Raw genomic sequence first — 25,921 nt, 5'->3', positions numbered from 1 at the left:
CTATTCATGATGTTAGATTTTAATCTGAACGAAATAATCGATCTGTTAAAAGAGGCCAATGATAGCGGAATAAAAATATCCTGTGATAATGATAACTTATTGGTGGAAACGGATGAAGACAAAGAGATTGACGCCTATTTCCTCGATAGATTAAGGGATAATAAGCATTCACTGATAGCATATTTTAAGAAACATACCTCCGGCACACCGGACAAACATTTTTCAGGTAGCATACAGGAGGCCCGGGGCAATGACTACGGTCGGGTGCCGTTGTCATTCAGCCAGGACCGTTTATGGTTTATTCACCAGCTGGAAGGCAGCGTGCAATATCATATACCCGCTGCATTAAGACTGAAAGGCAAACTGGATATAGGCGCGCTGAACTTTGCCTTACGCACCGTGGTCAACCGCCATGAAGTATTGCGTACGGTTATACAGCTGGAAGACGGGCAGGCCTGGCAGCATGTGCTGGAAAAAGACAAATGGGAGCTGGATATCATTGACGGCACATCCGGGTTTGAAGATGCTGCCGCCCTGCAAACGTTTATCGATGAGCTGGTGCAAAGGCCATTTGACCTGTTCCAGGATCATATGCTGCGTGCTCACCTCGTAAGACTGGCGCCAGCTGAATACCTGCTGGTGCTGGTGATGCACCATATCGCCTCCGATGGCTGGTCTACCGCCATCCTGGTAAATGAGTTGAATGAGGCATACACCGCCGCCGCCACACATCGCGAGCCGGTATTGGACCAGCTGGATATTCAGTTTGCCGACTACGCTGTATGGCAACGTAAATACCTGGCGGGCAATATGCTGGATAAACAGCTTTCCTATTGGAAGAAACAGCTGGATGGTGCTTCTTTATTAAATCTCCCTACCGACTATGAACGCCCGGCGGTAAAGAGTACCCGGGGGGCATTGGTGTCTTTCCATATCAATCAGCCGTTGACAGAGCGCCTGCAGGAATTGTCACAAACACATGGCGCCACCCTCTACATGACGCTGCTGGCCGCTTTCAAGGTATTGCTGTACCGCTACAGCGGGCAGGAAGATATCAGCATTGGCGGCGTGGTAGCCGGCAGGATGAGAACAGAAATGGAACGCCTGATCGGCTTTTTTGTGAATACACTGGTGTTACGTACCGACCTGGGCGGTAACCCGGTCTTCACCACGTTGTTGCAACAGGTAAAAAATACCTTGCTGGATGCATACGAGCACCAGGAAGTACCTTTTGAAAAAGTGGTGGAAGCGGTAATGGGAGAGCGGGATATCAGCAAGAATCCTTTATTCCAGGTAGTTTTTGTATTGCAGAATGTGCCCCCTACCAAGGAGTTGAAGATGGGAGAAGTGGTGATGCAGGACGAGAAGATTATGCGCACCACCAGCCTGTTTGATCTGTCCTGGTCTATGGAGCAAGGCCCCGATGGTATCGACGTGGAAGTAGAATATTATGTAGATATTTTTAGTGAAGCTACCGTTCAGCGGATGGTACAGCATTTCCAGGCATTGTTGCAGTCGGCGGTAGATAACCCGGCGAAGCCTATCGGCACGCTGAATATGCTCAGTGAAGCCGAAGTGAATCAGTTACTGGTATCATTCAATGATACGGCTACACTATATCCTTCCTCAGAAAGCGTGGTGTCTATTTTTGAGGGACAGGTAGCCCGTTCACCGGAAGCGCCGGCAGTTACTTTCGGTAAGCGGCAGCTTACCTATAAAGAGCTGGACGAGCAGGCCAACCAGGTAGCCAACTACCTGGCGGAGCAGGGAGTTCAGCCCGGGAATACGGTGGCTTTGTTGTCGCGACGCGGCATAGAAATGATCGTGGCTATCTTAGGTATTCTTAAAAGTGGCAATGCCTATGCGCCTTTTCACACGGCTTACCCGGCAGATCGCCTGCATGGCATGATGGAAGACGCGGGCATCACTACGCTGCTATATACCAGCAAGGAGTTGTTTAACGCCTCCGGAATGGACCAGTTTACGCCAGGTCTTGACATCAGCGCCGCGCGTAAAAGCGCACTAACGCCGCCGGGTATACGAACCGGCAGCGATGCCTGCATTAACGTGATGTATACCTCGGGCACCACCGGGACCCCCAAAGGTATTGCCATCACCAATAAGAATATTATTAACCTGGCCTTCGACCGTGGCGCCACCGCAGTACTGCCCGGCGACCGGCTGCTCCAATGCTCTAATTACGCATTTGATGGTACTACGTTCGATATTTACAGCGCGCTGCTCAACGGCGCCTGCTTATGTATGGTGGATGACGACGCAGCCATCGATGTATTTGAATTATCAAGGATCATCGCAGCAGAGAAAATAACCATCGCGCTTTTCCCTACGGCCTTATTCCACAACTTTATCGATAATCAGATCTCCGGTCTGAAACCGATGCGGAAAATTTTGTTCGGTGGCGAAAAAGCCTCCCTGCCGCACCTGGAAAAAGCCCTGGCCGTGCTGGGACCAGGTAAGCTCGTAAATATGTACGGCCCCACCGAAATAACCGTGGCCGCTACCTGTTACGAAGTAAATGAGTTAAACGGAAAATTATCTGTTCCCATTGGGGCGCCTATGGCCAATACCAGCATCCGTATACTGGATGAAAATAAACAGCTGGTGCCGATAGGGGTAAGTGGGGAGCTCTATATTGGTGGCGATGGCGTTTCACTGGGTTATATCAACAGAACAGATTTAACGGCAGAGAAATATGTAATGCTGGAAAATGCCCCCGGCCGCTGGTATCGCACCGGCGATAAAGCCCGCTGGCTGCCGGATGGCACCATTGCCTACGCAGGAAGAATCGACGACCAGGTGAAGATCCGCGGTTACCGTATTGAACCCGGAGAAATTGAACGGGCACTAAACAACCTGCCGGAAGTAGGCGACAGTTGCGTAGTCGTAAAACAACAGGCTACCGGTGAAAAAAGACTGGTAAGCTATTATATCCCGGAACAGGAAGCCGTACAGCAGAAAGAATACGAGCTGTCACAGTCGCAGATCGCCAGCTGGAGAGCTTTATACGATACCGCTTACAGTAAAACAGACGAGATAGAAGACCTCGATGAAGAGTTCAATATTACCGGCTGGAACGACAGCTTCACCGGCGGGCCCATTCCTGCTGAAAACATGCAGCAATGGGTAGATGATGTTACCCGCCTGATCATAGCGCTGCAACCCAAAAGGGTGCTGGAAATAGGGTCTGGTACCGGGTTGATCTATTACCCGATTGCCGACCATATCGACCGTTATATCGGGACCGACTTTTCCCGCGTGTCGGTAGAACAGATCTTGCGCCGCATCAGCAAAGGCGAACGCCGTTACCCGGATACAGAAATGAAATTATGTGCGGCACATGAAATTATCCTGGAAGAGAAAGAAGAGATCGACCTGGTGATACTCAACTCCATTGTGCAATATTTTCCAGGGGCCGCTTACATGACCGATGTACTCGCAAAAGCCATTTCCCTGCTGAAAGGCAAGGGCCGCATTGTAGTGGGCGACGTTCGTGACCTGCGCTTGCTGCCTGCTTTCAAACGCCGCCTGCAACTGGATAAATTACATGATAAAACCAGTGTGCGCGAGTTGGAATGGAGTGTAGAGCAGGAGGTATTAAGGGAAGAAGAATTGTGTTTTTCTCCCGCCTATTTTTATCAGCTGCAAACACGCTTCCCGGAAATCACCCACGTGGAAATTGTATGGAAGCAAGGTGATTACATCAATGAGTTGAGCCTTTACCGTTATACCGTGATCATGCATGTGGGCATTGAAAAGCCGGTATTGCAGCCCGACTGGCAGCCCTGGGACAGCATTGCCGATAAAAGCAGCATCATTGATCAGTTAACAAACCGTATCCCGGTTATTGCCTTACAGGATGTGCCGGGACATCGTGTATGGAGAGAACGCATGCTGGATCATGCACTGAAAAACAACCTGTTCAGCAATGTAGGCGACTTATCGGCCTATATCAGCGCGCCGGATGAAGTAACGCATACCGTTAATGAAATATTGGCGGAGGCAACAGCTGCCGGTTATAATTACCGCTTCCTGCTGGATGAAGATCCCCTGAAAGTAAACCTGCTGATAGAACGGGATCGCTTTAATGGTTTCGTAGAACAATCCTACAGCAACAGCATCAGTTTTACCGACCTGGTGAAAACAAACATCCCACTGTTTACCGATATCTGCGAATCATTGCAGAAAGGCATCAAACAGCAACTGCTGGATCGCCTGCCGGAATACATGGTGCCGGCAGATTTTGTAGCCTTGCAACAGTTGCCGTTAACCGGTAATGGTAAGGTAGACCGTAAGTTCCTGGCGGCATGGGAAGACATACAACGTAAACGACTGATTAACTACGTAGCCCCCACTAATGAAACAGAACAACAGTTGGCCGATATCTGGCAACACCTGCTGGGAGTGGATCGTGTGGGTATACAGGATAACTTCTTTGAATTAGGTGGTCACTCATTACTTGCTACACGCGTGGTGTCCGCAGTTCGTAAAGAACTGGATGTGGAGTTGACGGTAAAAGACTTCTTCATCTATCCCACCATTGCGTTGCTGGCAGCCTACCTGCAGCAACAGGAAAAAGGTTCGTCTTTGCCGCCGTTAGTTGCCGGCCCGCGGCCTGCCAGTATCCCACTGTCTTTCAGCCAGGAGCGGTTGTGGTTCATTGATCAGCTGGAGGGCACCGTACCTTACCATATGCCGGTAATACTGCGCTTGCATGGTAACCTCGACATAGCCGGCCTGGAATATGCGCTCCGTAACGTGGTGAACGGGCATGAAGTATTACGCACCGTCATCACGCCAAAAGATGGCATGGCCTGGCAGCATGTCATGGATAAGGATCAATGGCAACTTAACCTCGTACCGCAAGCCCCGGAGCTGGCGGATGAAGCCACCCTAAAACAGTTATTAAGCACGCTGGCAGATATGCCATTTGACCTGTGCCGCGATCATATGCTGAGAGCGCATCTGCTGCCGTTATCGGCCAACGAGCATTTGCTCTTGCTCACCATTCATCATATTGCCTGCGATGGTTGGTCTATATCCATACTGGTAAAAGAACTGGTGGAACTGTACCGGGCTTACGCAGAAAAACGGGCGCCGATACTGGAGAAGCCGGAAATTCAATATGCTGATTACGCCCTGTGGCAGCGCAATAGTTTTAACGGAGCCATCCTGGAGGAAAAAATGACCTACTGGAACCGGCAACTGCGCAATGTATTGCCGTTAGACCTGCCCACAGATTACCCACGGCCAGCAGTGCAGCAGTTTAACGGCGCCATTAGCTGGTTCCATATCGACCAGGAATTAACCCAACAGCTGCAACTGTTGTCGAAGGAACAGGGTGTTACCCTGTTTATGACATTGTTAACTGCCTTCCAGGTGTTGCTGCAGCGCTATAGTGGCCAGGAAGATATTTGCGTAGGCTCCCCCGTGTCCGGCAGAACACAACAGGAAACGGAAGGACTGATCGGCTTCTTCCTGAATACGGTGACATTGAGAGCAGACCTCAGCGATAATCCTTCTTTCAGCGTTCTGCTGCAACAGGTGAAAAATACGACACTCGACGCATATGAACATCAGCAGGTGCCTTTTGAAAAGATAGTAGAGCAGTTGGTGAAAGATCGGGATATGAGCCGTAGTCCGCTGTTCCAGGCCATGTTTGTATTGCAGAATACACCACCCGTGCCGGAGCTGTTATTAGGCGATCTGCACCTGGCCTATGAAGAAGTACCGCATAAAACAACTTTGTGCGACATCACCCTTTCTTTGGAAGAGCAGCACGATGGTATCCGCGGGTACGCTGAATATTGCACCGACTTGTTTAGCGCCGACAGGATTAAACAAATGATGAAGCATTTCGAGCAGTTATTGCGTTCTATCGTCCATGCACCCGCCGCGCAGATCAATACCCTGCGCATCACCACCCCGGCAGAAGAAGAGCAGCTACAGGCCGCATTCAACAGCCAGGTAGCAGACTACCCGAGGAACCAAACGATTATCGACCTTTTCGACCGGCAGGTGCTGCTTACACCAGATGCAGTAGCGGTAGTGTTTGAATCTACACAACTCACCTATCAGGAACTGAATAGCCGGGCCAACCAGCTGGCGCATTATTTAAGGAAACTAGGCGTTCGGGAAGATACGCTGGTACCGGTATTCCTGGAGCGCAGCGAACAAATGATCATCGCCATGCTGGGGATACTGAAGGCTGGCGGCGCCTATGTTCCCATCGATCCGGAATATCCGCAGGAAAGGGTCCGGTTTATGCTAACGGATACAGGCGCGCAATACATTGTGACTAATAGTGAAAGCGCGCATTTACTCGGGGAGGAAGCATCCGTTGCTGTAGTATCGTTAGATACCGATCAGCATATCCTGGAAGAATTCCCGGAAGATAACCCCGAAAGCTTTATCCATCCGCATCACCTGGCATATGTGATCTATACTTCCGGTTCTACCGGACAGCCGAAAGGCGTGTTGCTGGAGCATTACAACGTAGTGCGGTTGTTTGAAACCGATACGCCGCTGTATGATTTCGACAGCAACGATGTGTGGACCATGTTCCATTCCATGTGTTTCGACTTTTCCGTATGGGAAATGTATGGCGCTTTATTCTATGGCGGCCGCCTGGTAATTGTATCAAAACAGGTGGCCAGGGATGCCGCCTTATTCGGGCAGCTGTTGCTGTCGGAAGGAGTAACAGTGCTCAACCAAACACCCGCTGCCTTCTATATATTGCAGGAATACCTGGTGGACAATGCGCCAACGGTGCCTGTCAGGTACGTGATATTTGGAGGAGAGGCATTGAACCCGGTGATGATAAAGCCATGGAAGGAATTATATCCGTCTTGCAAGATGGTGAACATGTATGGTATTACAGAAACCACCGTGCATGTAACTTACCAGGAGATAGGTACCGCACATTTGCAAAGCAGCAGCAGTATTATAGGTAAAGCGATTCCTACGTTGGGCCTATACATCCTCGACGCCAACATGCAGGTATCTCCGGTAGGTGTGCCGGGCGAATTGTATGTATCCGGCGCCGGTTTGGCGCGTGGATACCTGAACCGCGAAGCATTAACCAAAGAACGTTTCCTGCCAAACCCATTCAGCAATAACGCAGATTACAACCGCTTGTATAAAACCGGGGACCAGGCCCGCTGGCTGGCAGACGGTAATATTGAATACCTGGGTCGTATAGATCAGCAGGTGAAGATCCGCGGCTACCGTATAGAACTGGGAGAAATTGAAAACGTATTGTTGCAGAGCGGCCTGGTAAAACAGGTAGTGGTAGTGGCTGCAAATGATAGCACCGGAAGTAAAATACTGGCCGCCTATATTGTTTCGGAAACACGCTTCGACCGCGAACAGGTGATCGGCGTGCTGAAGCAACGGTTACCGGACTATATGATACCGGCCCTGTTTATTACGTTAGATAAGATGCCTTTAACATCCAACGGAAAAGTAGACCGTAAGGCATTACCGGATATACACGCCGGCGCGCCGGCTACCCATGAATATGTAGCCCCACGCAATGAAATGGAACAGTTACTGGCCGGTGTTTGGCAGGAATTGCTGCTGCTGCCACGGGTAGGCATATACGATAATTTCTTTGAACTGGGAGGGCACTCGTTGCTGTCGATGCGCATGGTAGCGGTACTGCGGAAAAAAATAGCCGTGGAACTCACCGTCAGGTCTATATTCCTGTACCCGGAAATTCATCAGCTGGCAGCCTTTTTAGCCGGACAAGCCACGCAAACATTCCTGCCTGCGGTGAAAGCTGGCAAAAGGCCCGCACGTATTCCGCTGTCCTTCAGCCAGGAACGCCTCTGGTTTATTGACCAGCTGGAAGGAAGTGTGCAGTACCATGTACCAGCAGTACTGCGGCTTCGCGGATCATTGGATATCGATGCGCTGTCAACCTCCCTGCGTAGTGTGGTCAACCGCCATGAAATATTACGAACTGTCATCCGCCAAAATGATGGCCGCGGCTACCAATACATACTGGATGAGAACAAGTGGACATTGAACATCACCGATCTGCCCGCCTATAAAGAAGATGCTGTTGCGTTGCAAGGCTTTATAAAATCCATCATCGATGTGCCGTTTGATTTATCTGTAGATCATATGCTGCGGGCCGACCTGGTAGTGCTTGGAGCCGATGAACATATCCTGGTCATCACCACGCACCACATTGCCTCTGATGCCTGGTCTACCGGCATCCTGGTGAAAGAGCTGGTGGCATTTTATATGGCCGCTGCTGCCGGAGCGGAAGTACTCCTGGATAAAATGGCGCTTCAGTACGCAGATTATGCCATCTGGCAAAGAACTTATATCACCGGCGACGTACTGGATAAACAACTGGCTTACTGGAAAGAAAACCTGGCAGGCATCACCCCGTTGAACCTGCCGCTGGACTATCCAAGACCACCGGTGAAAAGCACCAGGGGAGGAGCCATCAGCTTCCAGTTGCCCGCTGAGCTAACCACAGCGTTGCATCAGTTGAGCCGGCAGGAAGGCGTGAGCCTGTTTATGACCCTGTTCACCGCCTTTAATGTAATGCTGTACCGCTACAGCGGCCAGGAAGATATCTGTGTAGGTAGCCCGATAGCCGGTAGAACACAACAGGAAATAGAAGGACTCATCGGCTTCTTCATCAATATGCTGGCGCTGCGGGTAGATCTGCGGGACAATCCTTCTTTCCGTGCACTGCTGCAACAGGTAAAACAAACAACATTGCAGGCTTTCGAACACCAGGAGGTACCATTTGAAAAAATAGTAGACCAGGTGGTAGTGGACAACGACCGGAGCCATCGGCCTGTATTCCAGGTGGTATTCGGCTTGCAGAATAACATCAATCAACCGGATCTTCAATTTGGAGATATTGTTTTATCGGAGGAAACGGTAGAACATACGTCCGCCAAATTTGACCTGGTGTTTAGCATGGACGAAGATGAAGATGGACTGAATGGAACAGTGGTGTATTGCGCCGACCTGTTTAAAGAAGCTACGGTGGCACGTATGATCGGGCATTTTCAGCAACTGCTGTATGCAGTGGTAGCATCGCCGGCACAACACGTTGCTTTATTGCCCATGCTGACTGCTGCTGAGGAACAACAACTGTTGTCTGTAAAAGGTACTTACGAACAGGAGTATACGAAACAAATCACTTTTGTGGACCTGTTTGAAGCGCAGGCCAACCGCTCGCCGGACGCTACAGCAGTGGTATTTGAAGAGGATACGCTGACATATCGCGAGCTGAATGAACGTGCTAATTGCCTGGCGCATTATTTAAGAAGCAGACGCGTAAAGGCAGGCACCCTGGTACCGGTTTGTATGGAACGGTCGCTCCATATGATGGTCAGCATCCTGGGCATCCTGAAAGCGGGAGGCGCCTATGTACCTGTGGAACCGGATTTTCCGGAAGACCGTATCCGGTTTATGCTGGAAGATACCGATGCTTCCAATATCATTACGCTGGGTAAGTATGCCGACCGGCTACAGGCAGATCCTGCAGACATCATACTACTGGACGATGACTGGAACGATATTAAAGTCAACGGCAAGGAAAATCTCCCCGGACTCACCCGGGCCGATCACCCGGTATATGTGATTTATACCTCTGGTAGTACCGGTCAGCCGAAGGGTGTAGTGGTTACGCACCACAACCTGGCAGACTATATTGCCGGTCTCACCAATGCTTTGCCTATAAAGGGATGCGGCTCTTTTGGACTCATGTCCAGTATGGCCACTGACTTGGGCAATACCGTGATCTTTGGCGCATTGGCCAATGGGGGCGCGTTACACATCTTCTCCAAAGAAATGGTACAGGATACCACTATTTTATATAACTATCTCGACAGGCACCCGATTGATTGTATCAAAATAGTGCCTTCGCACTGGAAGGCTTTATGTTTACCAGACCGGTTACTGGTGCCCGAAAAGCTGTTGATCTTTGGGGGAGAAGCCCTGGAAGCAGCCGTAGCAGCTTCGATCTATGCAACGGGCACTGATTGTACCGTAGTAAACCACTATGGGCCTACAGAAACCACGATCGGTAAATTGCTGCATATCGTAGACAGGAATGTTACTTATAGTGAGAGCATTCCGGTGGGTAAGCCATTCTCCGCTACGCAGGTGTATGTGCTCAGCAATGAGCTGCAGTTATGCCCGGTAGGCGTTCCTGGAGCACTGTATATCGGTGGTGAAGGGGTGGCCCAGGGATACCTGAACAATGAAGCGCTGACCGCCACTAAATTTATAGCAGATCCTTTTGGCAATGGCAGGTTATACAGCACCGGTGATATGGTAAAATATCTTCCGGATGGTAATATCCTCTTCATGGGCCGTGTGGATGACCAGGTGAAAATACGTGGTTACCGTATAGAGCTGGGAGAAATAGAAAGAGCGCTGAACAATTGTGCTACCGTAAAACAGGCGGTGGTAATTGTTAAAAATGATCATCTTGGTAATAAACGGCTGGTAGCCTATGTGGTGGCAGAAGAGGATGTTGACAAAGAGGAAATACTGGAGCAGCTTACTGCGCAGCTGCCAGACTATATGGTGCCTTCGCTGCTGATGGTACTGGATTATTTCCCATTGCTGGCAAATGGTAAGATCGACAAAAAATCCTTGCCAGACCCGGATGTACAAACCCTGCAAACAGATAGTTATGTAGCTCCCCGTAATGAGCTGGAACGTACCCTGGCAGGTATATGGGAAGCAGTGCTGGGCGTAGAAAGAGTAGGGATCAACGATAACTTTTTTGCGCTGGGTGGCGACTCTATTATCACCATACAGGTAGTGAGCCGGGTAAGAAGGAGTGGTTATGAATTACAGGTAGGCGATTTATTCGACTACCAGACCATTGCCATGTTATACGCGGTGATGTCGGCCCGTAAGAATGCCGCTACATCGCTGTCGGCCGACCAGGAAATACAAAGCGGTAGCTGTGGCTTATTACCGGTGCAGCAATGGTATTTTGAAAAAGAAGGTACTACGCCTTCTCACTTCAATCAGAGCATGTTACTGACCATAGACAAGCGTATTCCTTCTTCTACCTTGTCTGCTGCTATTATGCAACTGGTGCAGTACCATGATAGCCTGCGTTTCAAATACACCTATGGTCCAGGCGGATGGGAACAGGCGTACAGTACTACCGAGGGTATGCTGAATGTGGTGAACCTGCAAACGGAATCGCCGGACGAGTTACCCGGAATGCTGGAGACTTATGGTAACAGTTATCAACGCAGTATTGATGTAACAAAAGGTAATTGTATCAGTGCCGTATTATTTTTAACACCTGCCGGTGATACCCATAACCGCTTGCTGCTGGCCATTCATCACCTGGTAGTAGATGGCGTATCATGGCGTATTTTACTCGAAGACCTGGAACGTTTAATAGATGGCCTGTATCGCAATGAACCGGTGTCGTTGGGTAACAAGAGCAGTTCTTACAGGCAATGGCACGAGGCACTGGTAAAATACGGGCAAACAGATCGCCTGTTGAAACAGGCAGACTATTGGTCTGGCATCGTGCAGCAATACCGGCCTTTACCGGTAGATAATACCTACGATGGGGTGCTGTGGATAAAAGATATGGCACATTACCAGGTGAAACTGGGCCCCTTCTTTACGCAAAAATTACTGCAGGAAGTACCGGCTGCCTATCGTACAGAAATAAACGATGTATTGCTGAATGCATTTGCCCTGGCCCTGAATGGGTGGGTAAGTGGTGATGTGGTGATAGGATTGGAAGGGCATGGCCGGGAAGATATCAATAGAGGAACTGATGTAGGCAATACCGTGGGTTGGTTTACCAGCCTGTACCCGGTACTGTTACCAGGTAATACTGTGGGAGACAGCGGCACATTATTGCGTCACCTGAAAGAACAGCTGCGCCAGATCCCTGACAAAGGAATTGGCTTCGGCGTACTGAAATATATCAATAAGCTGGCAGCGTTGCAGGGCAACGATCCATGGGATATCACCTTCAACTATCTCGGGCAGTTTGATACTGTGACCAGTGGAGGCAAATGGTTTGCCGTTACCGACGAACCTGCCGGCGCAGAAGTGGGCGATGACTACACGGTGCGTCGTAAAATTGCTGTAAACGGTATGGTTACCGGCGGCGAGTTGGTACTGGACTGGAGCTATAGCAGCAAACATTACAACGACAGTACCATTATAGCGTTGGCGCAAAAGTATATCGATGAACTGGAAACGATTATCCTGCATAGCGTAGGGCAGGCGGCCAAACAGCCGTTGCTGACGCCATCCGATTACGGACTCGGTGGGGTAGTGAGCAATACGGAGCTGGACCGGTTCCTGGATACGCCGATGCCGGGTGATACAACACGCCGCCAGGAAATTACTGCCATGTACAGGCTGAGCGGACTACAGGAAGGTATGCTGTTCCATGGTTTGTACGATAACACGGTAGATGCTTATACGGAGCAGTTTACCTACCTGTTGTATCAAACCGATATCAACGCTTTTGTACAAAGCTGGCAGCACCTGTTGCAGCAGCATACCATTCTGCGCAGCGCGTTTTATCATGATGCTTTCCATGTACCGGTACAATGCGTGTACCGTAATGTACAACTGCCGGTAACGCTACTGGACTATCGTCACCTGGATGCGGCCGCCCAGGAAGCAGCCTGGATGGCGCATGAAGCGGAAGTGCTGCAGCAAGGTATTGATTTTACGGCGCCGCCATTAATGAAGATGAGCCTCCTGCAGCTGACCGATGATACCTGGCGCATGGTATGGACCTATCATCACCTGTTGGTAGATGGCTGGTCAATGCCCGTATTGCTGGAAGAGCTGCTGCGTACCTACGAAGCCCTGGCATCCGGAAAGCAACCGGAGGCAACTGCCATTGACCATTACGAAGAATATATCCGTTACCTGGAGCGCAGGGACAAAGAGGAAGAAGGCGCCTACTGGCGTGGATACCTGGCCGGTATCAGTAACAGCACCCTGCTTCCGTTTATCAGCAGCGCAGACCGGACAAAAGCCCAGGGACGTTATAAGACGACGCCGGTGGTACTGGATGCGAACAAAACACGCCTCATTACCGCTTATGCGCAGCAACAACGGCTAACTGTCAATACCCTGATGCAGGGCGTGTGGGCGTACCTGTTATACCGGTATACCGGTAATCAGCAGGTGGCCTACGGCGCTATCGTATCTGGTCGCCCGGATGATATGCCGGGCATAGAAAGAAAGGTGGGAATGTATATCAATACCCTGCCGGTGCATATCGCCATAACGCCCGAACAGCCTGTTACCGACTGGTTGCGCGACATACAGGCGGCACAGGTACAAAGCCGTAAGTATCAATATACACCGTTACGTGACAGCCAACGCTACACCGGTATTAGCGGCGACCTGTTCGATACCCTAATGGTATATGAGAACTACCCGGTTGATGAAGCTACACTGGCCTACCCCTGGAAACTGCAGATAGAGCAGCTGCATGTGGAAGAACATACGAACTATCCACTGAGCATCACCATCGGAGTAGGACAGGAAATTACGATCCTGTTACAGCACAATACCGCCTTGTTGTCGCCTGCTTATATCACGCAGATCAGCGAACATTTCCTGCAGGTGCTGGAATATATCGTGCAGCATCCCGTAGCAAAGACCGGCGACCTCGTATTGCTCACGGAAGAAGAACGCAAACGTATAGCCGTTACATTTAATACCGCCGCGTTGCCGCAAACCACTACAGGGAAATCTGCCATAGACCTGTTTAAAGAGCGGGTGGCCATAGCCCCTCGCCAAACCGCCCTGGTATTTGATGCGCAGGCGCTCACCTACGGGGAACTGGATCAACGCTCCGATCAGCTGGCATTGTACCTCGTGAGCAAAGGCGTACAGAAAGAAACCCTGGTGCCTGTTTGCCTGGAACGTTCATTGGACATGGTAGTGGCCATATTAGCAGTACTCAAGGCGGGCGGAGGCTATCTTCCGATCGATCCTTCCTACCCGGCCGTACGCATCAGCTACCTGCTGGAAGACAGCCGGGCTACGATGATGATCAGCAGCCGGGAGGTAGCTGGCTCATTGGATATACCCGCTCATATTCATCTCATTAGAACAGACGACGACTGGCAGGCTATTGCCCAACAGCCTGGGATTAGCCTTGGCACCACTCCTGCGCCGGATGATCTGGCCTATGTGATCTACACTTCCGGCAGTACCGGTCATCCGAAGGGAGTAATGATCGAGCACAAAGGATTGGTGAACCTGGCGCTGAATATGGAAGCGGTGCTGCCGTTAACACCTGGCATACGGGTGCTGCAATTCTCCGCTTTCGGTTTCGATGCATCCTGTTTCGAAATCTTCAGCACTTTGCTCAGTGGCGGCTGCCTGGTGATTCCGCATAAGGAAGACCTGTTGTCGGCAGAAAAGTTTGGAGAAATGGTGCGGCAACACCAGGTGGAATTACTATTGCTGCCGCCTTCTTATCAACATACGATCCGGGAGGAACTGGGTACCATCAAAACAATTATTTCCGGCGGCGAGGCGCTGAACCGGGAAGATACCAGGTATTTCCAGTCAAAAGGCATCCGCGTATTTAACGCCTATGGCCCTACGGAAAACAGCGTTATCACCAGTATCACGGATAGCCCGTTGCAGGGCGATACCGCGGTGATTGGCAAGCCGCTGGCGAATGTACAGGTGTATATCCTGGATCAGCAAAACGAACTATGCCCGGTAGGCGTAGCGGGCGAAATTTGCGCTGGCGGCGCCGGGGTAGCGCGCGGTTATTTATATCGCCCAACCCTCACGGCAGAGAAATTTATACCGGATCATTTCAGCGAACAACCAGGCGCCCGCCTGTACCGCACCGGCGATCTCGGTCGCTGGCTGCCGGATGGCAGCATCGAGTACCTGGGACGAATAGATGACCAGGTGAAGATCCGTGGCTATCGCATTGAGCCGGGAGAAATTGAAAATGCCCTGCTGCAAACCGGCTTCGTTTCCCAGGCCGTAGTGCTGGTGAAAACCGATGATAACGGGCATAAACGTTTAGTCGCTTACGTGGTATCGCAAGATACTTTCGACAAAGATCAGATCCTGTCCTCGCTGAAAGATAAGCTGCCGCCATATATGGTGCCGGCTGTGCTGGTGCCGCTGGAGAAAATACCAGTCACCGCCAACGGAAAAGTAGATAAGTCAGCGCTGCCAGAGCCTTACACAGCTACTTCCAATACCCGCGCTATCTTAAATGGCGAAGTGGAACAAACACTGGCCGGCATATGGCAGGAATTGCTGGGTATTCCACACATCGACAGGAACGACAACTTCTTCGAACTGGGTGGCGATTCCATTATCACGATCCAGGTAGTAGGCCGGGCCAAACGGTTTGGATATGACCTGAAGCCTAAAGACCTGTTTGTTCACCAGACCATCGCCGGGCTGGCAGCATCGTTGGCCACCCGGAAAGAGAAGGTCATCGACAGCGAACAGGGTATACTCACCGGGAACAGCGGGTTGACGCCTATCCAGCAATGGTACCTGGAAGAAGAAACCATTGCGAAACATTTTATTCAACAGTTATTCATCGGCATTGATAAACAAATCGACGCTGGCATCTTAACCATGGCGGTACAACAGCTAATGCTCCGTCATGATAGCCTCCGGTTTACGTATACCCGTGATGGTGATAGCTGGCAACAGCATTATGGCCACTATGCCGGTAACCTGGAAGTAGTGGACCTGCGCGAGATTAACCCGGCAGATTATGCTGCTACGCTGGCTACTTACTGCGATCAGTACCAGGCAAGTTTGGAGCCGGAGGCAGGCATACTATTCCGTGCCGTACTGTTCTTAACACCTGCCTATGAAACGGCCAACCGCCTGCTCATTATCGTTCATCACCTGGCGGTAGACGGCGTGTCGTGGCAGATTATCCAGGACGACCTGGAACTGGTGCTGGATCAGTTGCACCAGGGTGTACCGGTAACGCCGGCGCATAAAACCAGCTCTTACCGGGAATGGCAACAGGCACTGATGGCCTATGGCCAACGTAACCGCCTGTTGCAACAGCGCGAGTACTGGCAGCATATCGTGCAACAATACCAGCCGCTAAAAATCGATAAATCCTACCACGGTAAACTGACCGGTAATGATATGGACACGCATACCATACACCTGGATGCTACTTTCACCCAACATTTACTACAGGAAGTTCCGAAAGCCTATCATACAGAAATTAATGACGTGCTGCTGGCTGCATTGTCGGCAGCGCTTTACTCCTGGAATGGCGCCGGCGTTGTGGTGGGCCTGGAAGGGCACGGTCGTGAAGACATTGCCGCGAATATCGATATCAGTAACACCGTAGGTTGGTTTACCAGTCTCTATCCCGTATGGTTGAATAACAACAGCAATACGGCACCAGGCGCTTTGTTAAAAGAAACCAAAGAGCAACTGAGACAGTTACCCGATAAGGGGATCGGTTATGGTGTATTAAAACATATCAATAACGAGGCAGCGCTGCAGGGCAAAGATCCGTGGGACATCACCTTTAACTACCTGGGGCAGGTAGATGCCGCCAGAAGAAGTAGTAAATGGTTCTGCACTGCGCCGGAAGCGGCGGGTACAGGAAGCACCACGGATGTCAATATTCGCCATAAGATAGCTGTAAACGGAGGAATAGAAAATGGTGAGCTGGTATTGTACTGGAGTTTCAGTATTCACCACTATAACGGCAGTACCATACAGGAGCTGGCAGAAGATTACCTGTCCCGGTTACAGCAGTTGATTACCCATGCGGTGTCCCAGGCAAGTCTGCAACCGGTGTTTACGCCGTCGGACTATGGTTTGGGAGATATCGTCACCAACGCAGAACTGGATCACTTCCTGGATGCGCCGCTTACCAGTGGAGGCACCCGGAGAGATGAGATCACCGGCTTGTACAGGCTGAGCAGCTTGCAGGAAGGTATGTTGTTCCACGGATTGTATAACGGCAATAACGGCGTTTATATCCAACAGCTCTGCTGTACACTGGATGCGCCGGATATCCCGGTATTAAAGGAAAGCTGGCAACATTTGCTGCAACATCATAGTGTATTGCGCAGCAGTTTCTTCGCCAATGTATTCCGGATTCCGGTACAGTGTGTGCACGAGCAGGTGGCCATACCATTCGACGAACTGGATTACCGGCAGATGAGCGCATCCGCCCAGGAAGCAGCATGGACGGCATACGAAGCCGCCGACCTGGTGAAAGGATTCGATTTCAATACGCCGCCGCTGATGCGCATTGCATTGATACGGTTAACCGATGAGCGCTACCGCATGGTATGGACATTCCATCATCTTTTGCTGGATGGCTGGTCCGGCTCTGTGGCCATCGAAGAATTGCTGCAAACATACGATGGGCTGATAGCAGGTAAAAAGCCTGCGGCAGCAGAAGAAGAGAAATTCGAAGATTATATCCGTTACCTGGAGCGCCGGGATGAGGAAGAGGAGATATTGTACTGGAAAGGATACCTCGCATCGGCAGGCAGTGGCACGCTGTTACCTTTTATCAGCGCTACCGCGGAACGTACCAAGGGCGAGGGTGTTTACGAAGTGCAGGAAATGCAGTTGACAGGAGCGGGAGCGAAGCAACTGTTATCCTATGCGCAACAACACCGTATCACCGTCAATACCGTGATACAGGCCGTATGGGCGTACCTGTTATACCGCTACACCAGCCAGCAGCAGGTTACCTATGGGGTAACGGTTTCCGGTCGTCCTGATGATTTGCCCGGCGTGGAAAAAAGAGTAGGTATGTACATCAATACCTTGCCTTTCCATACTACCATTGACCGGGAACAGGGCATTGGGGCCTGGTTGCAGCAAATCCAGCAGCAACAGGTGCTGAGTCGCGAACATCAATATACCTCGCTCAATGATATCCAGCGCTGGGTGGAAATACCGGGCGACTTGTTTGATAACTTCCTGGTATTTGAAAACTACCCGGTGAGCGATCTGCTAAACACCCACCAGTGGCAGCTGCAAATGGATAATATTGAGATGCGCGATCATGCTAACTATCCTTTGGGTATAGCGGCAGTAGTGGGCGAATCGGTAGCCGTTCGGTTTAAGTACAATACCGCCTTGCTGGACCGCGCCTATGTGACCGCACTGCGCGGACATTTCCAACAGGTGCTGGAATTTATGGTCGGCCATCCGGCAGCTAAAATAAGTGACATTATTTTGCTGAATAAAGAAGAGCAGGCGCATATAGCGGTCGACTTTAACGCCACACCAGTAACTTATAATACCACAGGTAAAGCGATCACCGACCTGTTCAAAGAAAGGGTAGCAGCGGCGCCGGAAAGCATTGCGCTGTTATTTGAAGAAAAGATGCTTACCTACCAGGAGCTGGACATCCGCGCCAATCAGCTGGCCCATTACCTGGTGAGCAGAGGCGTACAACAGGAAACGCTGGTACCTGTTTGCCTGGAGCGTTCCCCGGAAATGATCATAGCCATATTAGGTATCCTGAAAGCAGGAGGCGCCTATCTTCCTATTGATCCGTCCTACCCGGCGGCAAGGATCAGTTACCTGCTGGAAGACAGCCGGGCTACGATGCTGATCAGCAGTCATTCGCTGGTAGCGGAACTGGATATTCCTGACCACATTAATATTACGAGGATAGATGCAGAACGCGGCCTGATTGGCAAGCAGCCTACCCAGGCGCCGGCGCTCGCACCTGAACCGCATCACCTCGCCTACGTTATCTATACATCCGGCAGTACAGGCAACCCCAAGGGCGTAATGATTGAACACAAAAGTGTAGTAAACCTGGCATTGAGCCAGGCAGTATCCCTGAGATTAATACCTGGTATGAGAACATTGCAGTTTGCAGCTTTCGGCTTTGATGCATCCTGTTACGAAATTTTCAATACCCTGTTAAGTGGTGGTAGCCTGGTACTCCCCCGGAAAGAAGATCTGCTGGCCGCCGATAAGTTCGGCGACCTGGTACGGAGGCAGCAGGTAGACCTGGTGGTATTGCCTCCTTCTTACCAGCACACCATCCGCGAAGAGCTGGGCACTATCAAAACCATTGTGTCCGCCGGGGAACCACTGAACCGGGAAGATGCGAAATACTTCCAGTCAAAAGGTATCCGCCTGATTAACGCTTACGGCCCTACGGAGAATACCGTTTGTACCAGTCTCACTGACAACCCGCTTCACGGCGACACGATTGTGATCGGCAACCCTGTTGCCAATGTGCAGGTATACATCCTCGATCAGCACAGGGAACTATGCCCCGCAGGCGTAACCGGCGAAATCTGCGTAGGTGGTGAAGGCGTGGCCCGTGGCTACCTGTATCGCCGGGAGCTGACAGCAGAGAAATTCATCCCGGACCACTTCTCCGGAAAAGCAGAAGCCCGCCTGTACTGTACCGGCGACCTCGGGCGTTGGTTGCCCGATGGCAGTATCGAATTCCAGGGAAGAATAGACGACCAGGTGAAAATACGCGGTTACCGGATAGAGCTGGGCGAAATTGAAAACGCACTGGAACAGCTGGAAGGCGTCAGCCAGGCCGTAGTGGTGGCAAAAGGCACCACTGATAATAAGTCGCTGGTAGCCTACATCTTACCGGATGGCGTCTTCGACCGGCAGGCAATCAGCACGCAGCTGGAAGGGAAGCTCCCGGATTATATGGTGCCGTCGGTGTATGTAAAAATCGAGAAGATACCGGTAACGCCTAATGGTAAAGTAGACCGGAAAGCATTGCCCGATCCGGACGCAGGTACACTGTCAGCAAATGCCTACATAGCGCCCCGCAATGAAACAGAAGCGGTACTGGCGGAGATCTGGCAGCAATTGCTGGAAGTAGACCAGGTAGGTATTCACGACGACTTCTTCGCCCTCGGTGGCCATTCGTTATTGTCGATCCGCCTGATCGCCGCTATCCGTAGGAAACTGGGCAAAGAAATAGCGTTGAACAATGTATTCGATGCGCCTACGATCGCCGGACTCGCCGCCACGCTGGATGCACCGGATGCCGGAGAGGAAACAATTACTGCTACCGGCGAGAACCATCTCATACCGTTAAATAAAAGCAATAGCCGCACTACCGTATTTATTGTGCCTGGTCAGGATGGCCTGAGCGACGGCTACGATGAACTGGCCAAAGCGCTCACCGCTACGGCCATGGTATATGGCATACAGATGCCGGGCGTATTTGAAGGAGAGCGGCCGCTCTACACCGTTGCCGCCATCGCCGCACAAAACATCCGCTGGATAAAAGCACTGCAGCCGCATGGTCCGTACCGTTTCATGGCCCATTCCTTTGGTGGATATGTGCTGTATGAGATGATCCGGCAGCTGGAGGCCGCCGGGGAAACCGTTGCCTTCGCCGCCATACTGGATGCAGATGCTCACCCCGGACACATCGATGTGCTGAACGGCGGTACCCACAGCTACCAGGATATCTTCTTCGAATCGGTAGTGGAAGTACTGGAAGAAAATAATATCATCACTACCACGCCACCAGACTGGGTTACGGCGTTGAAACAACTGGTACAGCCATTGGAGGTGAAGGCAGTAGTACCATTTATTTCGAACTACCTGAAAGGGAAGATCAGTGAAGATAAGCTGGCACATGTTGATTTTATTATGCGGTTAACGGATATCAAGGTGAGTAACATAGAGGTGCTGAACAGCTACCAGGTAGCAGGACAAACCAACACGGCCCTGCACATTGTGAAAGCTGCCGGCGCCCAATGGAAGGAGCTGCCAGACAGCCTCGGATGGGATACCCATGCAAAGGTAGTAACGGTATTTACGGCCCCGGGAGATCACTTCTCTATGTTAAAACAGGAAAATGCTGCGGTCCTGGCGAAATACCTCAGCGAACAATTATCAGCATAGTAGGCGGAAGAAGCTGCTCCGCGCCCCTGGCGCGGGCAGCATTCCTTTTTGATATGTATTATTCAATTAATTTTTAGAATCCCGGATTGTATGAGATTAATAAGCTTGCTTCAGAAAAAATCGAAGTTGTTTTATATCCTCTTGTTATTGCTTGGCCTCATCAACAGCATATGGTCGATGGGGCTGCTGCTGCTGATCAATAACAGGATTGCAGGCACTTCACTGCCGTTTGTACAGGGATACGACTGGCAGATATATGTAGTACTGATCCTGGTGTCGTTTTTTACCGCCAGGGCCTTTCAATCCTACACGATCCGGCTCACCTACGAATTGGGGAATGACCTGGGATTATCTGTGTTTGAAAAACTTCGGTTTGCTGATTATGAAGAATATATTAAACTGGGAGAAGAAAAAGTACGTACAGCCACTGCTGACGTAACTACCCTGCAACGTTTTCCCAATGTTTTTATAGAAACGTTCAACGCCATAGTAATGGTAACGATAGGGCTGGGCTATTTGTTCTACACCAATTTCTTCGGCGCCTTACTGATCCTGGGCGTACTTTCTACGCTCGCCGTGGTGTACTACATCCGCAATCTGTCTATCAGCAGGGATCTGAATACCGTGCGTGATCTGGCAAACGTATACCAGCAAAATGTTAATGATTTTCTGCGGGGATTTAAAGATGTGAAAATGAGCATCACCCGGAGCGATAATATTTTTATCAGGTATATCTCCCAAAACCGCCACCGGGTAAAGGAACTCACCATAAAAACATTGATCAAATTTATGGGAAATGAGCTCATGGGGAACTACTTATGGTACCTGTTGATCGGCATTATCATCTTCCTGCTGCCCGTTATCCTGCATATGACAAACGTAGTGAACAACCAGTTTGTGGTAACGCTGTTGTACCTCATGGGACCGGTAGGTATTGTGGTGGCGCGCATCAGCGAATTTACACAGATGCAGATAGCGGTAGACCGGCTGGAGCAATTTCATGATAAGATCAATGCCTCCAAAGCCATCGCTATCGGGCATGGCGACCTGGCGGTCACCGGCGGGAAATTCGAGAGTATCCGTTTCAAAGACGTGACATTTGAGTACTACGACGAGAGAAGGGCCGAAACCTTCCGTTTAAAACCGCTCACCCTGGATATTAAAAAAGGAGAAAGCATTTTCATCACCGGTGGCAATGGCAGTGGGAAGAGCACTTTCGTGAACCTGTTGACAGGTTTGTATGTGCCACATACCGGCACCATCGCCTTAAACGGACGGGTGATCACCGAAAGTACCTATCCTGGCTATCGCAACCGCATTGCCGCCATCTTTACCGACAGCATTCTTTTTAATGAAAACTACGACGGCCTCGACCTGGCACCGGATAATGAACGGTTAATGTTCTGGCTCCGCAAGATGGAGCTGGAGAACATCGTCACATTTGATAACGAAAAGAAATCGATCAAAGCAGATCTGTCGAAAGGGCAACAGAAACGGTTGGCCCTCATCTATATCATGCTGGAGGACAAAGATGTGATTGTACTGGATGAGTGGGCTGCCGAGCAGGACCCGGTATTCAGGGCCTATTTCTACAAGAAAATTATCCCTGAGTTGAAGCAGATGGGTAAAACTGTTATCGTGGTAACGCACGACGACACCTATTTCCATTGCGGGGAGCGATTGATAAAATTCGACTACGGCAATATTGTCAGTGATACGTCCATCAATGCAGCCAACGATCTGCATTATGCTTTATAAGGAAACCTTGTCAAAAATGTATTTGAGATGTTACAGAAAATTAAGCTGATATGTATTCCATATGCGGGGGGAAACAGTTACTCTTTTCGCGACCTGAAACCCTTTTTGGACAGGCATATGGAGATGACTACCCTGGAATTACCCGGCCGCGGGAAACGGATAGCGGAACCATTGTTGGCAGATATGCAGTTAATGGCGGATGATCTTTATGAGCAGCTGCTGCCGCATATAAAATCTCCCTATATCATTTATAGTCATTCTATGGGAGCTGTGCTGGGTAACCTGCTGATACACCGGCTGAAGCAGGAATGGAAACAACTGCCCTTACACTTCTTCGTTACCGGCTGTGCGGCACCCATGTTCAACGACCAGCGCCGGCAGTTGCACCTTTTGCGGGATGTGCAGTTAATAGCGGAGCTAAAACGGATGGGTGGAATGCCCGACGCTTTACTGGCCGATCCGGACCTGATGGAATTTTTTCTGCCGGTGATCCGGGAAGATATGAAAGCACTGGAATGCTACCAGTACCAGCCATTGGGAAATTATAGCACAGGTATCACGGTTATCACCGGCGCGGCGGAAGAAATCACCGCCAGCCAGGTAACCGGATGGGCCCGGGAAACAGAAAAGGAGCTTCGTATACTCCGCTACCCGGGAAATCATTTCTTCATTCTCCATCAATTTCAAAAAATAGCGATGCTCATCCAGGATGTGGCGTTAACCCCGCAGCATAGCTGAAAACTCTTTCCCCATGTACACGATGATAAAAAATACGACGATGATATTCCGCCTCCAGGTATGCCTGGTAAAACAATGGACGCTGCTGGCTTTGCTGATCTTATCGGTGGCCGCGAACGCACAAACAGGTAAGGTAACCGGGCAGGTACGCGATGACGCACAACAACCGGTTGTTGCCGCCACGGTATTACTCAAAAAGGCAACCGATTCTTCCTTGGTGAAAGTAGCCTTGTCGGATACCACCGGCGCCTGGCTACTGGAGAATATTCCTTTCAGCCGCTATTTTATTACCATTACCTATATGGGATATAAGGAATGGAATGGACCGGTTTTCAATGTAGACCAGTCCCAGGTGCCACTGGAAAGCGCCCTCCTGCAATCTGGCGCCAACAACCTGAAAGGAGTGACGGTAGCTGCTAAAAAGCCTTTTATTGAGCAACAGCTGGACCGTACTATCGTAAATGTGGAATCATCTATTATGGCCGCAGGGGGCAGCGCAATGGAAGTCATGGAGAAACTGCCCGGGGTGTTGGTAGATAAAAACGGTAACATCTCCATAAAAGGTAAACAAGGGGTAAAGGTAATGATAGATGACCGGCCGGCTTATCTTTCCGGTGGTGAACTGACCGCCTTCCTGCGGAATATGCCCGCGTCACAACTGGACCAGATCGAGATCATGTCTAACCCGCCGGCCAAATATGATGCCGCGGGCAATGGGGTCATTAATATCAAAAGAAAGAAGCTGAAGACCGGCGGTTTCAATGGGAATATCACCCTCACAGCCTTGCAGGGAAGATACCCGGGAGCTACGCAGAATCTTAATTTTAATTATAGTAACAAGCATATTAATTTTTACGGCAACGCCGGTTATAGTTACCGGAAGAGTTTTGAAGATTACTATATTGTACGTAACTTCCGGAATGCGGATCAAAAGGAAATTACCAGTATTTATGACCAGCATACTTACACTAAAACGACCGCACAAAGTGTTACAGCAAAATTAGGATTAGACTATTATGTTAACGCTAAAACCACGGTAGGCATAGCAGCTGGCGGTTTTCATAATCCTTCAGACGCGATTAGCACTAATAATACGCTATTGAAAACGGGTGAAGGAATGACCACCACCAGGGTAGATGCACCAGCTACCACCAAAGGAAAATGGGACAATATGGAAGCAAATGTTAGCCTGAAACATGTATTTGGTACTGCGCATGAACTGCTGGTAAATGCTGATTATTTGTCGTACAATAGCACCAGCAAACAGCATTTTGATAATCATTATTATAAACCCGACAGTAGTGAGGCCGCGCCCAACAAACTATTCCTGGCAGACCTGCCGGCAAAAATCAATATCTACAGCCTGAAAGCAGATTATACCCATCCGTTTTCTGAAGATACCCGCCTGGAAGCCGGGGCGAAAACCTCATTTGTCAATACCGATAACAATGCACAGTATTACGACGGCGTGAATGGTAGCTGGGTAAAGAATGATACCCTGAGTAATCATTTTCTCTATAAAGAAAATATCAATGCCGCCTATCTGAATCTCCGCCATAAACGTAACCAGTGGGAATTTCAGGCAGGTCTGCGCGCAGAACAAACCTGGCTGAAAGGAGAACAAAAGAATAACGGGCAAACATTTTCCCGCAATTACCTGCAATTTTTCCCCACTGCTTTCCTGGCCTACGATGTAGATAAGCAGAGTAAAGTGACGCTGTCGTACGGACGCAGGATAGAAAGACCGGATTACCGCAGCATGAACCCCTTCCGTTTTTACCTGGATCAGTACACCTACGATGAGGGGAATCCTTACCTAAAGCCACAATACAGCCACAGTGTGGAGTTGAGCTACAGCATTTGGGAAGGCGCACTAACGACCACGCTGCTGTACAATAAAACCACCGATATTATCCAGGAAGTAATATTGCAGGATGCCACAAAGAATGAAACCTATCAGCGCCCTGAAAACCTGAATACCCGCAAAGTGCTGGGGGCTAATATCAATGCCCAGATCCCGTTAAATGATAATATGACCACCATTATCTACATGGACTATAACCATTATGATTATTCCGGTACTATCAATAACGGGCCTTTCCAGTTGAAGGCCGGTGTTTTCACTGCACAGCTGATGCAGCAGGTGAAGCTGCAAGATGGCTGGGGCTTCCAGTTTATGGGTACCTGGTCGTCCCGGAGCATTGATGGCACCTTCCTGCAACAGCCGATAGGTACGCTGCACGCAGGCATACAAAAGGATATCCTCGGCAAACAGGGCACTATCCGCCTGAGTGCCTCCGATATCTTCGCCTGGAGCCGGTACAACGCTACCAGCCGCTATCAGAACATTGATATTCATATCCGCGGACAATGGCAGTCACAGGTATTGAAGCTGGCGTTTACTTATCGCTTTAATAAAAATGATAAGAAAGATGCTGCGGACAAACGGGAAAGTGGTGCGACGGAAGAGCAGAAAAGGGTGAAGACAGAGAAGAAGTAACAATTTTGAAAATCCTAATAT

The 25,921-nt window shown here is 50.2% G+C and carries 4 protein-coding genes; all 4 read left to right on the top strand.

The genetic code is table 11. The annotated features are described in order from the left end of the window. Window positions 1-9 precede the first annotated feature (9 nt). The 4 genes from HGH91_RS06135 to HGH91_RS06120 all read left to right on the top strand — a co-directional run bounded on the left by HGH91_RS06135 (window position 10) and on the right by HGH91_RS06120 (window position 25,900). Window positions 10-20,904 carry a non-ribosomal peptide synthase/polyketide synthase gene (locus HGH91_RS06135; protein WP_168737538.1) on the top strand — a complete coding sequence of 6,965 codons (20,895 nt, stop codon included), beginning with the start codon at window positions 10-12 and terminating at the stop codon, window positions 20,902-20,904. A 90-nt stretch (window positions 20,905-20,994) separates the two neighbouring features. Then, window positions 20,995-22,662, top strand: coding sequence for a cyclic peptide export ABC transporter (locus HGH91_RS06130; protein ID WP_168737537.1), 1,668 nt, complete (start codon window positions 20,995-20,997; stop codon window positions 22,660-22,662). Between the two features lie 27 nt (window positions 22,663-22,689). Then, window positions 22,690-23,400: a thioesterase II family protein gene (locus HGH91_RS06125; RefSeq protein ID WP_168737536.1), complete on the top strand. Its 711-nt coding sequence runs from the start codon at window positions 22,690-22,692 to the stop codon at window positions 23,398-23,400. Between the two features lie 13 nt (window positions 23,401-23,413). Continuing rightward, entirely contained in the window at window positions 23,414-25,900 is a 2,487-nt protein-coding gene (locus HGH91_RS06120) for an outer membrane beta-barrel family protein (protein ID WP_168737535.1), read from the top strand. Window positions 25,901-25,921 lie beyond the last annotated feature (21 nt).

The sequence above is a fragment of the Chitinophaga eiseniae genome (genome assembly GCF_012641265.1).
In the GTDB taxonomy this organism is placed as follows: Bacteria; Bacteroidota; Bacteroidia; order Chitinophagales; family Chitinophagaceae; genus Chitinophaga; species Chitinophaga eiseniae_A.
Note: the sequence above shows the minus strand (reverse complement) of the source record. Positions and strands in the feature narration are given on the sequence as shown.